The sequence below is a fragment of the Micromonospora sp. ZG13 genome, assembly GCF_059359355.1.
In genome coordinates this window covers 650,589-663,528 of record NZ_JCADBQ010000002.1, presented here as the reverse complement: position 1 = coordinate 663,528, position 12,940 = coordinate 650,589, and the positions used below count along the sequence as shown (strand labels likewise).

The window sequence follows — 12,940 nt, the reverse complement described above, 5'->3', positions numbered from 1 at the left end:
CACCACCGATCCGGGCCCCACCCCGTCGCCCACCGGTGGCGGGGCGTGGATCAGAGGTACATGCCGGTGCGGTGTTCGCCCTGGTCCCGCTTGACGGGCTTGTCGCCCTCGCCGAAGAAGCGCTTCCCGCCGAACTCGCCGTGCAGGCGGTCGTCCAGCTCGTCCGCCAGCCCGGTCATCACCTGGACCGCCAGCATGAGGTGGGTGGCCTGGAAGTTGCGGCCGAAGACGGGGATGGACGCCCACACGGTGTCGTCGGCGCAGTAGAGCCGGCCGATCGGCATCCGGTTGGTCAGCTCGGAGAGCTTCACGTAGAGCCGCTCGGTCGGCTCGACCTCGGTGAGCACCGGGGAGAAGACGTCCACCAGCGGCGGGTTGTCCCGGACCCGGACGAAGACCATCGCCGAACCGGCGCGGATGTTGATGTCGCCGTCGGAGTCGACCTGCAACCGGTCCGGCTCCGACTTGAGCATGGTCGAGACGACGGTGCGGACCTGCTCGGCGAGCGCGGCCGCGTCGTGCTCGGGCGCCTGGGCGGCGGCGGCCGCCGCGAGCGCCTCGTCCAGGTCGGCCTCCACGTTGCGGTCGGGGCCGAACTCGCTGCGCGCGGTGCCCAGCGGCTCCACCGGCAGCGCCTCGCCCTCGGCGTCGTGGATGAGGTAGACGAGGAAGGCGGGGTGCGGGGCGCCGTAGACGTCGCGCAGCGTGCGGGTGAGCAGGGCCGCCAGCCGGGTGGCCTCGGCGGTGCCGCTGTCCAGCCCGAAGTACTCCCCGGAGCCCGCCACCACGCCGGGCGGCGACCAGCCGAGCGCGATCATGTCCGCCACGGCGGCCCGGTCGAGCCGGTAGCCCTCCGGCAGGGTCGCGTTGCCGACCGCGCGGGCGGCCAGCTGGCCCTCCTCGCGCACGTCGATGCTGACCGAGTAGACCGCGTCGCCGGTGCCGGAGGCCGTCGGGTCGAGGGTCAGCTCCACGTGCGTGCCCGTGGGCAGCGCCGCCAACCGCCCGGCCAGCGCCCGGGCGAACTCGTGCCAGGCCTGGGTTACCTTGGCCCGCAGGTCGGCCGTGCTGGGCTCGTCGAGCAGGATCGGCTCGTGGTGCGCCGGCAGGGTGCCGGGCGAGTCGCCGCTCGGCGCCGAGGGGTGGTCTGCCGTCATGATCGCCTCCGTCCGTCGAGGTCACCCTACCCACGGGAAGGGGGAGGCGAATCAGCCCGACCGTGATCGGACAGCGGAGGTCAGGCGGGTGTCCCGCCCGGGCGCTCGGCGTCGAGCCCCACCGGCCACTGGGCGGCCAACGCGCTGAGCCGGGCCGCGGCGCCGGCCGGGTCCGCACCCCGCCCGACCGCGAGCCCGAGAAGGTACGCGCTGACGGGCGCGCCCGGGCGCAGCACCTGGTGCGCCACGTCCTTGGCCAGGTCGAGCACGGCCGGCACCGGCACCTGGGCCGGGTCGAGGTCCAGCTCGGCGCAGGCCGCCGTCACCCAGTCGTCCATGACCGTCATCGCGTCCACTCCTCCGCCCGGCGTACGTCCTCGTCAGTGTCGCAGTCGAACCAGGGCGGCGGGCCACCACCGGCCCACGGCACCTCGCGCACCCGCAGCCCGGCGAGCAGCGCCCTGATCGGTGCCCCGGCCAGCGACGCGGCGGAGCCGCCGGGGTGCCCGCTGGCGCGCCCGGCGGAGCCGCCGGGGTGCCTGAGGGCGACCTCATCGGGCCTGGTGGCGACCTCGGCGGGCCTGGCGGGCCTGAGGGCGCGCTCGGTGGCGAGGCGGTCCAGGGCGGCGCGCAGCGGGGCCACCCGCCACACGCCGCAGAGGGTCTGCCGCCGGCCGTCGGCGTCGACGTAGCAGGCGCCGTCGTGGCCGGCGTCGAGGTGGTCGAGCAACTCCCCGACCGCCGCGCGGGTGAGCAGGGGCAGGTCGGCGGCGAGCAGGGCGACCACCGGCGTACCGGGGTCGAGCAGGGCCAGCCCGGCCGAGGTGGCGGCGACGGGACCGCCGCCCGGCGGATCCTCCCGGGTCAGCCGCACCCCGGCGGGCACCCGTCCGGGCGGGCCGACCAGGATGCGCGGCGCGGCGTCGGAGACCGCCGCGAGCACACGCTCCCGCATGGGCAGGCCGCCGACCGTCCGGGCCGGCTTGTCGACGCCCCCCATCCGCCGCGCGGCCCCGCCCGCCAGCACCACCGCCGCGTACGCGTCCATCCGGCCACGGTAGCCGCGCGGCGGCCCGGGCCGGGGGTGCAGGATGGCGGGATGGGACGGGCGACTGACCGGCGCGGCGTGCTGCGCATCGACCTCGACGCGGCGGCCACCGGCCGCACCTCGGTACGCCGGCAGGACAGCCTGGCCGTGGAGGAACCGCTGGAGATCCGGGTCGGTGCGGCCGGCCCCGGGCGGCGACGGCCGCTCGCGGTGACCATGCGTACGCCCGGCGACGATCTCGACCTGGCGATCGGCTTCCTGCTGACCGAGGGGCTGATCCGCGCCGCCGACGATGTACGCACCGCGCAGCTCTGCGCCGGCGCGGAGACGTCCAACACGTACAACGTGGTGGACGTGGTGCTGGCGCCCGGCGTGCCCGAACCCGCCGTCGATCCGGCCCGGAACTTCTACACCACCAGCTCCTGCGGGGTGTGCGGCAAGGCGAGCATCGACGCCGTGCGTACCCGATCGGTCTTCGCGGTGGGCGACGACCCGCTGACCGTGCCGGCGGCGGTCCTGACCGCGCTGCCGGACCGGCTGCGCGCGGCGCAGCGCGGCTTCGACCGCACGGGCGGCCTGCACGCGGCGGGTCTGTTCACCGCCGACGGCGACCTGGTGGTGCTGCGGGAGGACGTGGGCCGACACAACGCCGTCGACAAGGTGGTCGGCTGGGCGGTCCGCGAGCGGCGGCTGCCGCTGGCCGGGCACGTCCTGCTGGTCTCCGGGCGGGCGAGCTTCGAGCTGACCCAGAAGGCGTGGATGGCGGGGGTGCCGCTGCTCGCGGCGGTCTCCGCGCCGAGCACCCTGGCGGTGGAGCTGGCCGAGGAGGCCGGGCTGACGCTGGTCGGCTTCCTGCGCGGCGACGCGATGAACGTCTACGCCCGCCCCGACCGCGTGACCACCGACGGAACAGCCACCTGATCCCCAGGCCTCACATGCCTCTGAAAATACGCCCTAGTCGAACAGCCCCAACCGGAACGCGGCGTCGCGGGCCAGCAGGAAGCCGGCGATGCCGAGGATCCAGCCGAGCATGCTGCCGGAGGTCCGCATGATCCAGGCGTTGAGCCGGGCCAGCACCGGCTCGATCAGCCTCGGCAGGGTCACCCGGGCCGCCAGCAGCAGCACCGCCGGCAGCACCATGACCAGGCAGTAGCCGGCGAGCAGCCCCACCATCTCGGCCGCGCCGAGACCCGAGGTGGTCAGCAGGCCGACCGCGCCGAGGTACGGCAGCATCGTCGCCACCTCCGCGAGCGCGGCGAGCAGCGCCAACCCCACCAGCCACCGCGCCGAGGAGTCGCCGGCGATGGCCCGGTCCCGCCAGCGCAGCACGCCTCCGCTGCGCGGGCGCCGCTTGCCGTCGTAGCGGAAGCTGAGCAGGAACAGCCCGACCCCGAGGACGAGTTGCGCCCAGAGCACCGGCCGGTTGTCCATCGCCCCGCCGAGGACGTCGGCCAGCCGGCTTCCGCCGAGGGCGAGCAGCAGCCCGACGCCGAAGTAGAAGACGACGATGGTGCCGAGGTAGCCGAGGATCCGGCGCGCGTTGACCGGCCCGGGTGCGAGCAGCAGCCAGACGGGGATGAAGAGCGTGCCGATGCTCGTGCTGTCGACCAGGGCCAGGCCGGCGAGCGTCAGCAGCAGTCCGACGCTCATGCGGTGCTTGCGGTGGGTTGGGGCACGGAACCATTCTGTGCCGGCGTCGTACCCGCCGACTCGCCCCGTGGAACGAACGTCCCCTACATCTTTCGACGGAGAACGCCATGCCGTCGCTCCCGGTGGTGGCGCTCCCGGAGGCGGTCCTTCCGGTAGTGGCGTTCCCGGGGGCGGTGCCTTCGGCGGCGGTGCCTTCGGCGGCGGTCAGCGCGGGCGGGCCCAGGCGGTGAAGCGGACGGTCAGGCCGGCCGGTGTCGTGGCGTGGTCCAGCGCGGCGAGTTCCTCGCCCGCCTCGGCCTGGAGGGTCGCCAGGTGGATCAGCAGGGCTGGCCGGTCCGTCCGGTACTCGGCGAGCAGGCGCAGCTTCGCCGCCGAACACGGCCAGGCGATACCGCAGGCCGCGCAGCGCCAGGTCGGCCGGGTGGGCAGGTGGGCGCGGCGGCGGGTCATGCCGGGACCCGCGGGCGGACCGGCCGGCGCCGGGCCGGCGCCGGGGAGGCCGGAGTCGCCGTACGCCAGCGGACCCCCTCGCATCGCACGTAGAGGGAGCGCCGGTCCACGGCGTCGCCGCGCGCACCCAACTGGTAGACGTCGATCCAGCACCAACCGTGGTACGTGTGCCAGTCGGTGAGGACGCGGATCACGCGCACGACGATCGGGCGGGCGAACTGCGGGCTCGCGGACCGGGTCAGATGCAGGACGTCACCCGACCTGATCTGCCGCGGCGCGGGCCTCGGGTCCGGCTTCGGCGGCGGCTGGCGCTCCGGCAAGGTCTTCCCCCTCAGCGGTCGGTGTGGAGGAGGGGGCCGCCACGGATGCTCGCCCGGCGGGCGGCCCCCTCGTGGCACGACCGGCGGGCCTCGGGATGCCTCCACCGGCTCGCGCCGTCTGAGAAGCACCCTGCCCAGGGTTGCCGGTCGATCACACCGCGTAGCAGTCTGTACCCGGAGCATTCGGGACGTTCGTGTGAGGGGCGGGGATGAACCGGGCGGTTCAGGTAGCGATGGCGAAGGCCGGGCAGACTGCGGAGAGCCTGGCAGCTCAGGTTGGCGTCGACCCGAAGACGGCGGCACGCTGGGTGAGTCAGGGACGAATCCCGCAGACCCGTCACCGTGCCCGGGTCGCCGAGATTCTCAACAAGGACATGGAAGAGCTCTGGCCGGACGCACTGAAGCGAAGAGAGCCAGCGTGGTTCAGACCGTGGACCGAGATCGAGCGTGAGGCGTCAGGGCTGCGGTGGTTCGAGTCGGCCGTCCTCCCGGGCCTCCTACAGACCGAGGACTACGCCCGGGCCGTCCTCACCAGCGGGCCGCTGATGGCTGACGCGGAAGCTCATGTGGACGCCCGGCTACGCCGGCAGGCCGCCGTGCTCGACCGCCCGCGTCCTCCCCTCCTCGTCTTCGTGATCGACGAGGCTGCGCTCCGGCGGGGAGAGCCCGAGGTCATGCAACCGCAGCTTGATCACCTGATCGAGCTTGCCCGGCGTCCGAACGTCATGGTCCATGTGCTTCCCCTCCGCGCCGGGCTGCACCCCGGTCAGGCCGGACCGTTCATCATCGCCAGCACGCCGGACGGCGAGGTCGGCTACCTGGACGACCAAGCCGCCGGTCGCCTGACGAATGACGTTGCTCCGCTCTGGGCCGTCTGGGATACCGTGAGGTCGGTCGCGCTGCCGCGAGACCAGACCATCGACCTGTTGAGAGCGCGATCATGGATGACCTGACCAGCGCGCAGTGGCGCAAGAGCACCCGCAGCAGCTCGAACGGTGGCGCCTGCGTCGAGGTCGCCGACAATCTTCCCGGCGTCGTCGCCGTCCGCGACTCGAAGGACCCGGCCGGCCCGGCACTCGCCTTCGCCCCGGCGGCGTGGCGCGCGTTCGTCGCCGAGCTGGCCGAGCGGGCCTGACCAACCGGGGCGCGCTCCGCTGCCGGCGGGTTGTGGCAAGGGAAGGCTGTAGCTGAGGGAGGCGCGGCTCTCAATCGGGCGTACCGAACTGGAGCCAGACGCGGATCCGCTCGGTGACCTCGTCGCGTCCGCCGAGGGCGTCGCGGACCTCTGCGGCGAACGTGACTCGGCCCTGCGTGGAAGGCAGCCGGTCGGCCGACAACGCGGAGAAGACGCCGCCGACCATGTCATCGACGGTGAGCGGTGCGTCGTACTGCACCGACGTCTCCGCGTACCGGTAGCCGGCGCGAACGAGGGCGTCCTGGTTGCGTAGGCGGCCGGCCTCGTCGGTCTGGCAGGCGGCGGTGACGGGGTGCCCGAGCAGCCGTTCCAGGCATTCGCGCAGTGCCTCGGACCAATCGGCGTCCTGGAGCCACAGCGGCGCTCCGTTGGTGACCACGGCGATGCCGCCGCCGGGACGCAGCAGCGGCCGGGCGGCCCTGAACAGCGCGTCGCGGTCCATGAAGTGGATGGCGACAGCGGCGGTCAGCGCGCCGATCGTCCGTTCGCCGAGTAGCCGACCCAGCGCGGGCAGGTCGCTGTCCGTGCCGAGCAGCCACGTGGTGTTGACCGTCGCAGCGTCGAGGGCGGCCTGGCGGGCCAGGGCCAGCATGTCGGGCTCCGGGTCCACGCCGATGACGGCCCCGACCCGGACGGCGAGCGGGAGGCTCAACTGGCCGGTGCCGCAGCCGAGGTCGACCACCCTGTCCTCGGCGCTGAGGCCGAACGCTCCGACGAGGGCGTCGAGCACCTCGGGCCGGTAACCCCGCCGGTGCCTCGCGTAGTACGTCGCCACCTCACCGCTGAAGCTCGCCTTCATCTCGACAGCCTGCCCGCAGCGCAGATCGGGAAGCGAGCGATTCTGCTCAGGGCATGGCCAAAGGTGTCGCTGCTTGCGCCGGGCGCGGCGAGTCCCTGTGGGTGTGACGTACTGCCCACAGCGAGGGGCCAGCGGATCCGACAGCCGATACCTACAGTCGGGCCATGAGCACCGGCAGAGGCGTGCGGGCGGTCTATCCCGGCAGCTTCGATCCCTTCACTTCCGGGCATCTGGATGTGGTGGACCGGGCACGCCGCCTCTTCGACGAGGTGGTCGTGCTCGTCGCGGTCAACAGCCTCAAGAATCCGGGCACCGACGAAGAGGAGCGAGCGGCCGCTGTCCGGGCCGTTCTGCCGGCCGGGTGGACCTCCGTCAGCGTCGCGGCCTGGAGCGGGTTGACCTCCACCTACTGCCGTCACCACGAGGTAGGAGTGATCGTCCGCGGCGTGCGGAACACCACCGACCTTCAGAGCGAGTACCAGCTCGCCGCGATGAACGAGTCGCTCGGTGTCCCCACGGTGTTTTTGCCTGCGCAGCCCGAACTTGCCACGGTGTCTTCGACCGCGGTGCGCACCCTGAGGAAGTGACGTTCGTCCCCACGGTCGCAGGCGGCCGGAGTGACGCCGGGGTGCTAGATCGGGAAACGGCCGCGCCGGACCTGCCAGTGGCGGCCGGCCTTCAGGTGATCGACGATCGCGCGCTGGAGCACGGTGTGGCGCGGCAGCTCGTCGAGGGGCGTGGTCAGGGTGCGGAACACGAACCGCAGCACCTCGACGTCGGCGTCCAGCCCTTCCGGTTCCTCGTAGGGTGACAACTCGAACAGCCGCTGGAACCGGACGATGTTGGAGTCGTCGGGCAGGTACTCCAGCAGTTGCGGGTCGAGCAGCCACGAGCCGCAGGCGAACGCCGTGTAGTGCTCGTCGGGGAAGTGGCGCGGGAAGAACGCGCGGGCCTCGTCGAGCGAGGCCGCGACCGCCTCCGGAGTGAGCGGCCCCGCCTCGGGGATGTGCAGGTCGAGGGCGGTGCCGCCGCGCTGGTGTTGCAGCCGGCCCAACTCGTAGAGGCCGCCGCGGGCGTGCAGCGTCAGCCAGCTCTGCATGACCGGCCAGCCCTCGCGCTGCATCCGCCGGTCGATCGCGAGGTTGCGGCCCAGGTCCGCGAGGGTCGCCCACGAGACGGCGTCGGCGATGCCGTGGTCGCGGTGGTATCCCCTGACAGCGTCGAGCAGGGCCAGGTACGCGTACACGTAGAGATGCCGCCAGGCGGGGCCCCGCTCGCGCGGCAGCTCCGGACCGGGCGGCAGCCAACCGTGGCCCCCGAGATCGGCGCGGACCAGGGCGATCGACCGGTCGAGCAGCCAGCGAAGCTCCGGCGTCCAGAGTGGGGAGTCATCGTCGGGCCAGCCCGCCATGATCTCGGCGGCGTCGTCCGGCCGTACCGCGAGCCGGTCGAGGATCGCGGGCGCGTCGGCCCTGGCGGGCAGCGGAGCCGACGGCCGGTCACCGGCGAGCCGGTGTACGCGTTCGACGTCCTCGACGGGCACCCCGAGCCGGGCGGCGGTGTCGTCCAGGTCCACGCGGACGACCCTACCGGCCGGTCGGCGTCTCCCACGGCCCCGTACCGCTCGGGTCGGACCGGTCTGACAACGGCCATGGCTCGCGGGACAGGGCTAGGGATGCCGGCGTGCGAAGAGGATGCCGCCGAGCCTGCTCTCGGGCGAGGTCACGACCGTCTCGGCCTCCACTGTGAATCCAGCCGCCCGCAGCCAGGCCGCCAACCGTTCCGGCCGGCGGCGGTGGACGTGGACCTTCATGGGATGGCCGCCGTAGCCCTCGGTCTTCAACCGCGACCCGTCGCCGACGTGGAAGCCGAGCAGCAGCGGGCCCCCTGGGCGCAGTACCCGCCGGAATTGCGCGAGGACCCGGCCGATTTCCTCGTCCGGGACGTGGATGAGCGAGTACCAGGCGATCACGCCCGCGACCGAGGCCTCGGCGAGCGCGAGGTCGGTCATCGAGCCCACCTCGAACCGCAGGTGGGGATGGTCTCGCCGAGCTATCCCGATCATCCCCGGGGAAAGGTCGATGCCGAAGGCGTCGAGGCCATGCCGGTGCAGGAGGGCGGTGACGCGTCCGGACCCGCAGCCGATGTCGGCGACCGGGCCTCCGCCAGCGGCCAGCACCAGTTCGGCGAACAACGCCAGGGCCGCCCGTTCGTGGGGCGCGTCGACCAGGAGGTCGCGCACAAGTTCCGCGTAGCTGGCGGCAACGGTGTCGTAGGAGTCCCTGGTGTCCGCCAACCAGCCTTCGTTCCTCACGCCCGACACGTTAGGTCCTCCAGGCGACGCTCGCCTTTTCCGTGTCAGCTCGCCTGGTTCTGCTGCTCGGCCCATTCGGCGACCCGTCGCGCGCTCTCCTTCTCGGAGAGGTCCTCCACCCGGGTCATGACCGACCACCGTACGCCGAAGGGGTCCCTGATGCTGGCGAACCGGTCGCCGGACACGAAGGTGGACGGCGCCTCACGGACGACGGCGCCGGCAGCCTCGGCCCGGGCGACGACCGCGTCCACATCCGGGCAGTAGAGGCCCATCGAGTAGCAGTCCTGGTCCCCTTCGGGTGCCGCGACGAGCCCGTAGTCGGGCATCGGCTCCCCGAGTTGCAGCAGCCCGTGGCCGAAGTCGAGGACGGCGTGGGCCACGACCCCGCCCATCTCGGTCACGTCGACCACCCGGGCACCGAAGATGTCCCGATAGAAGTCGATGGCGCCGCGTGCGTCGGGGATCGCCAGGAAGGGGGTCAGGCTGGTGGCGCCGTGCGGCGTACCGTTCGTGGTGTGCTCACCGTCGGCGGCTCGGCTCGTTGCAGTCATGTGACCGATCGTAGGAACGGCGGGCGTGGGCCGGCTTGAAGATTCGCGACAGGCGGCCGGCCCGGGTGCGGCGAGCCCACCGGGTGTCCTCTACCCGGCGCGGCTGCCCACGTTCGACCGGCTCCCGCCGCCGGAGGCGGTGCGGCAGCTGGTGCGGTGGTTCTGGATCCCGGAGTGGCAGATCCAGCCGGGGCGATCCTCCCGGCAGCATCTGATCGCCTTCCCCGCCTGCAACCTCGTCGTCGAACCGGACGCGGTCGGCGTCTCCGGACCGACGACCGGCAGTTCGTACCGTGACCTCACCGGAACGGGCTGGGCCGTCGGCGCCCTGCTGCGGCCGGCGGCCGTACCCCATCTCGTCGCGGACCCGGCGGCCCTGCGGGACCGCTACGAGGCCGTGGACCTACCCGTCCTGCACGAGCGGGTGCACCGCGAGATGACCGGGCCGGGCGACCGGCAGACCCGGCACCGCCGGGCCGTCGACGCCTTCGCGGGGTGGCTCAGCGAGGTGGTCCCACCGCCGAACGACGAGGCGCTGCTGGCCAACGCGATGGCCGAGGCCATCGACACGGATCCGACTATCCGGACGGTCGAGGATGCCGCCGTACGCCTGCGCCTGTCCACCCGCTCGTTGCAGCGGCTCGCGGGACGGTACGTCGGGCTGCCGCCGTCGACGATGATCCGTCGGCGTCGGCTACAGGAGGCGGCCGAACGCCTGCGTACCGACCCGGACACGACCCTGGCCGCGGTCGCCGCCGACCTCGGCTACAGCGACCACGCCCACCTCGCCAACGAGTTCCGGTCGGTACTCGGCCTCTCCCTGAGCGCCTACCGACAGCGGGCCACGCGCGAGGAGGACGGGGTGTGACAGGACGTCGCCGGACCTGGTCTGCCGCGCGGCCATGCACGCCTGCCACGTTGGTGTCGCCGAGGTCGAGCCGCTGCCACGGATGACCGGGTTCTCCCCGGTCGTCCGATCCGGGTGCGCCAGGGGAATCTCCCCGATGCCCGGCCGGCACCGGGAGACAAGGCTCGATGTCATGAAAATCATGAATGGCCGGACCGCTCTCGTCGCGACGGCGCTCGCCACCGTGCTGACCGTCGTGGCCCCCGGCGCGGTCACCGCCGCACCCCCGGCCCGCTCCGCCGCCGACTGCCGCCCCGGCACCCTCGACCCCGGCCCGCTCCGGCAGGCGATCGCCGGATTACCCGACTCCGACGCCACCAGCGCCCAGGTCCGAATCATCACCCCGGACGGCTGCTGGACCGGTGCCACCGGCGTCCGGGACCTGCGCAGTCAGGCCCCCGTGCCGCCGCACGCACGCTTCCGGATCGGCAGCGCCACCAAGGTCTTCACCGCCGCACTGGTGCTGCAACTGGTCGCCGAGGGCCGCATCGACCTGGCCGACCCGGTGCAGCGTCACCTGCCCGGGCTGCTGCCCGCCGACTACCCGACCGTCACCGTCCGCCAACTGCTCGACCACACCAACGGCATCCCCAGCCCGACCATGCCGGACGGCATCGAGTGGCAGCTCGCCCACCGGTACGACCGCTGGACCCCGGAGCAAGTCGTGCGACTCGGCCTGCGCAACCCCAGGCAGTTCGAACCCGGGACGAAGCAGCACTACACCAACATGGGCTACATCGTCGCCGGCCTGCTGGTGGAGAAGGTCACCGGCCACGCGTACGCGCGGGAGCTGGACCGGCGGATCGCCCGCCCGCTCCGCCTGCGAGACACGTACGCCCCTGGCGACGACCCGCGCATCCTCGGTCCGCACGCACACGGATACCAGGCCGTCGTGCGCGACGGAGCCACCGAACTGGTGGACGCCACGACCTGGAGCCAGACCTTCACCCCGGCCTCCGGCAACGTCATCTCCAGCCTCGCCGACCTGGACACGTTCGTCGCCGCGCTCTTCGCCGGCCGGGTCGTGCCGCCGGCCCAGCTGGCCGAGATGTTCACCCTGCCCGCTGTCCCCGACGTCTCCGGTGGTCCGGCCCGCTACAGCGCCGGGCTCACCGCGTTCCCGCTGCCCGGAGGCGAAGTCCTGTGGATCAAAACGGGCTCCCGGTTCGGCTACCTGACCGGCGTGGCGTCCACCCGCGACGGCCGGTTCCGGACGCAGTACTCGATCACCGGGACCGACGCCAAGGGTGAGGAGCTCAGCCGTACAGCCCAGGCCGTCATCGGCGCCGCACTCGGGATGCTCTGACGGGAGTCAGCGGGGGCCGCGTCGGCTGCGCCGGCGGCGTAGCACTCCGGGCGTTCCCACCGCCGGCCAACCGTCCAGCTCCGCCGGCGGCACGCCCCGGCGAAGCAGGTCGTCGAGGAGCAGCGCCATCGAGTGGCCGGGATGCTCGGCCAGGGCCCGTTCCAGAGCCACGGCCGCCAGCGCACCCTGCCCCGCCCGCCAGGCCGCGAACGCCAGCAGCGCGGCCGGCACGGCGATCAGCTCCGGCTCGGCCCGGCGCAGCACGTCGGTCCAGAGGGCGATGTCCTCGTCCCGCCCGTCGGTGCGCTCCCAGGCGTGGTCGCGTACCGGCACGTGGGTCAGCAGCACGCTCAGCCAGGCGACCTCGTCGTCGCTGAGGCGCTGCCCCCGCCGCTGCCGGCGCAGCGCGGAGCGTACGGCCGCCGTCCCCGCCGCGCGGACCGCACGCCCGCCGCGCGGGTCGGTCGCGGGCTCCCGGTCGAGCAGGGCCGCGAGGCGTCGCTCGGCGCGGGCGGTGGCCCGGCGTACGGCCGAACGGGCTTGACCGGTCACCGGGGCGACCTGCGCGACCAGGGCGGCCCGGTCGGGCAGCGCGACCTGGCCGGCGAAGACGGCCGCCGCGCTGACCTCGCTCGCGCCGACGTCGTAGGGGGTGCCGTCGGGCGGGCAGCACGCCGGCTCGGTGCAGAGGTACGACCAGTAGCGGCCCTCGGTGACGCGCAGGGCGTCGAGCACGGGGAGCCCGGCGGTGGTGAGCGCGGCGCGCACGGCGTCGACCGCCGGGGTGACCAGCGGCGCCGGACCGTAGCCGAGGACCGTGGCGGTCTCGGCGTGCTGCCGGGCGACGACGCCGGCGAGGTGGCCGGCAGGGTCCCGCGGGTCGGCGAGGTCGGGCAGGTCCGCGCGGGCGGCGAAGGTGATCCGGCGGCCCCGCATCGCCACCACGACGACGCTGTCGGTGGGGTGGAAGCCGAGCAGGAAGGGCACGGCGGCGATGAGGTCGGCGGGGGAACGGACGGCGAGCCGGGGGCGGTCGGTCGGGGTCATGGCTGGCAGCCTGCGGCGGGGGCGGGGCGGCCGCCGGCCCCTGTGGACGACACGCGGGTTGTCCACAGACACGGAGAGTATCTATGCAGCTCAAGCCCAATTCTCGTCCCCCAGGCGCCACCCGCAACGGGCACGCCCCGCACCGAGCCCCGGCGATCATGGAGTGAACGAGCCCCCTGAGGGGCCGAAATCGTCC

The 12,940-nt window shown here is 73.5% G+C and carries 16 protein-coding genes; 6 read left to right on the top strand and 10 right to left on the bottom strand.

What is annotated here, in order from left to right:
• Nucleotides 1-50 precede the first annotated feature (50 nt).
• The 3 genes from AC5L34_RS06995 to mobA form a co-directional block, all read right to left on the bottom strand.
• Nucleotides 51-1,157: a T3SS (YopN, CesT) and YbjN peptide-binding chaperone 1 gene (locus tag AC5L34_RS06995; RefSeq protein ID WP_441173960.1), complete on the bottom strand. Its 1,107-nt coding sequence runs from the start codon at nt 1,155-1,157 to the stop codon at nt 51-53.
• An 80-nt stretch (nt 1,158-1,237) separates the two neighbouring features.
• Nucleotides 1,238-1,504 carry a DUF6457 domain-containing protein gene (locus AC5L34_RS06990; protein WP_089003792.1) on the bottom strand — a complete coding sequence of 89 codons (267 nt, stop codon included), beginning with the start codon at nt 1,502-1,504 and terminating at the stop codon, nt 1,238-1,240.
• Entirely contained in the window at nt 1,501-2,205 is a 705-nt protein-coding gene (gene mobA / locus AC5L34_RS06985) for a molybdenum cofactor guanylyltransferase (RefSeq protein ID WP_494824119.1), read from the bottom strand. Before mobA ends, AC5L34_RS06990 begins: the two co-directional genes overlap by 4 nt.
• A 51-nt stretch (nt 2,206-2,256) precedes the next feature.
• Between mobA and fdhD the strand changes: the two genes are divergently transcribed.
• On the top strand, nt 2,257-3,126 hold the full coding sequence (gene fdhD, locus AC5L34_RS06980; protein ID WP_494824117.1) for a formate dehydrogenase accessory sulfurtransferase FdhD: 870 nt from the start codon (nt 2,257-2,259) through the stop codon (nt 3,124-3,126).
• A 33-nt stretch (nt 3,127-3,159) separates the two neighbouring features.
• On the opposite strand, the gene AC5L34_RS06975 is transcribed toward fdhD, so the two are convergent.
• Both AC5L34_RS06975 and AC5L34_RS06970 read right to left on the bottom strand, forming a co-directional pair.
• A complete protein-coding gene (locus AC5L34_RS06975; RefSeq protein ID WP_441173957.1) occupies nt 3,160-3,855 on the bottom strand; it encodes a GAP family protein in 696 nt (231 codons plus the stop codon).
• A gap of 204 nt (nt 3,856-4,059) precedes the next feature.
• Nucleotides 4,060-4,305 carry a flavin reductase gene (locus AC5L34_RS06970; RefSeq protein ID WP_441173956.1) on the bottom strand — a complete coding sequence of 82 codons (246 nt, stop codon included), beginning with the start codon at nt 4,303-4,305 and terminating at the stop codon, nt 4,060-4,062.
• Nucleotides 4,306-4,834: 529 nt separating this feature from the next.
• Here AC5L34_RS06970 and AC5L34_RS06965 point away from each other — a divergent pair.
• Both AC5L34_RS06965 and AC5L34_RS06960 read left to right on the top strand, forming a co-directional pair.
• The gene (locus tag AC5L34_RS06965; protein ID WP_441173954.1) at nt 4,835-5,578 is read left to right on the top strand and encodes a Scr1 family TA system antitoxin-like transcriptional regulator; all 744 of its coding nucleotides are present in this window, start codon (nt 4,835-4,837) and stop codon (nt 5,576-5,578) included.
• Entirely contained in the window at nt 5,566-5,760 is a 195-nt protein-coding gene (locus AC5L34_RS06960; RefSeq protein ID WP_441173953.1) for a DUF397 domain-containing protein, read from the top strand. Before AC5L34_RS06965 ends, AC5L34_RS06960 begins: the two co-directional genes overlap by 13 nt.
• Before the next feature lie 70 nt (nt 5,761-5,830).
• On the opposite strand, the gene AC5L34_RS06955 is transcribed toward AC5L34_RS06960, so the two are convergent.
• Nucleotides 5,831-6,619 (bottom strand): class I SAM-dependent methyltransferase, encoded by a 789-nt coding sequence (locus AC5L34_RS06955; protein WP_441173952.1) that lies wholly within the window; start codon nt 6,617-6,619, stop codon nt 5,831-5,833.
• A gap of 164 nt (nt 6,620-6,783) precedes the next feature.
• Here AC5L34_RS06955 and coaD point away from each other — a divergent pair, with 164 nt between their 5' ends.
• Nucleotides 6,784-7,206, top strand: a complete 423-nt coding sequence (gene coaD / locus AC5L34_RS06950; RefSeq protein ID WP_441173951.1) for a pantetheine-phosphate adenylyltransferase — start codon at nt 6,784-6,786, stop codon at nt 7,204-7,206.
• Between the two features lie 44 nt (nt 7,207-7,250).
• Here coaD and AC5L34_RS06945 read toward each other — a convergent pair whose 3' ends face one another.
• From AC5L34_RS06945 to AC5L34_RS06935, 3 genes are all read right to left on the bottom strand, one after another.
• Nucleotides 7,251-8,195 (bottom strand): acyltransferase domain-containing protein, encoded by a 945-nt coding sequence (locus tag AC5L34_RS06945; protein WP_441173950.1) that lies wholly within the window; start codon nt 8,193-8,195, stop codon nt 7,251-7,253.
• A gap of 93 nt (nt 8,196-8,288) precedes the next feature.
• Nucleotides 8,289-8,942, bottom strand: a complete 654-nt coding sequence (locus AC5L34_RS06940) for a class I SAM-dependent DNA methyltransferase (protein ID WP_441173949.1) — start codon at nt 8,940-8,942, stop codon at nt 8,289-8,291.
• Between the two features lie 35 nt (nt 8,943-8,977).
• Complete coding sequence (locus tag AC5L34_RS06935) at nt 8,978-9,484, bottom strand: VOC family protein (RefSeq protein WP_089002847.1); 507 nt, start codon at nt 9,482-9,484, stop codon at nt 8,978-8,980.
• Between the two features lie 25 nt (nt 9,485-9,509).
• Between AC5L34_RS06935 and AC5L34_RS06930 the strand changes: the two genes are divergently transcribed.
• Both AC5L34_RS06930 and AC5L34_RS06925 read left to right on the top strand, forming a co-directional pair.
• The gene (locus AC5L34_RS06930) at nt 9,510-10,352 is read left to right on the top strand and encodes an AraC family transcriptional regulator (protein WP_441173948.1); all 843 of its coding nucleotides are present in this window, start codon (nt 9,510-9,512) and stop codon (nt 10,350-10,352) included.
• A gap of 172 nt (nt 10,353-10,524) precedes the next feature.
• Complete coding sequence (locus tag AC5L34_RS06925; RefSeq protein ID WP_494824113.1) at nt 10,525-11,697, top strand: serine hydrolase domain-containing protein; 1,173 nt, start codon at nt 10,525-10,527, stop codon at nt 11,695-11,697.
• 6 nt (nt 11,698-11,703) lie between these two features.
• Here AC5L34_RS06925 and AC5L34_RS06920 read toward each other — a convergent pair whose 3' ends face one another.
• Nucleotides 11,704-12,744 (bottom strand): DUF4192 domain-containing protein, encoded by a 1,041-nt coding sequence (locus tag AC5L34_RS06920; RefSeq protein WP_441173946.1) that lies wholly within the window; start codon nt 12,742-12,744, stop codon nt 11,704-11,706.
• Between the last annotated feature and the right edge of the window lie 196 nt (nt 12,745-12,940).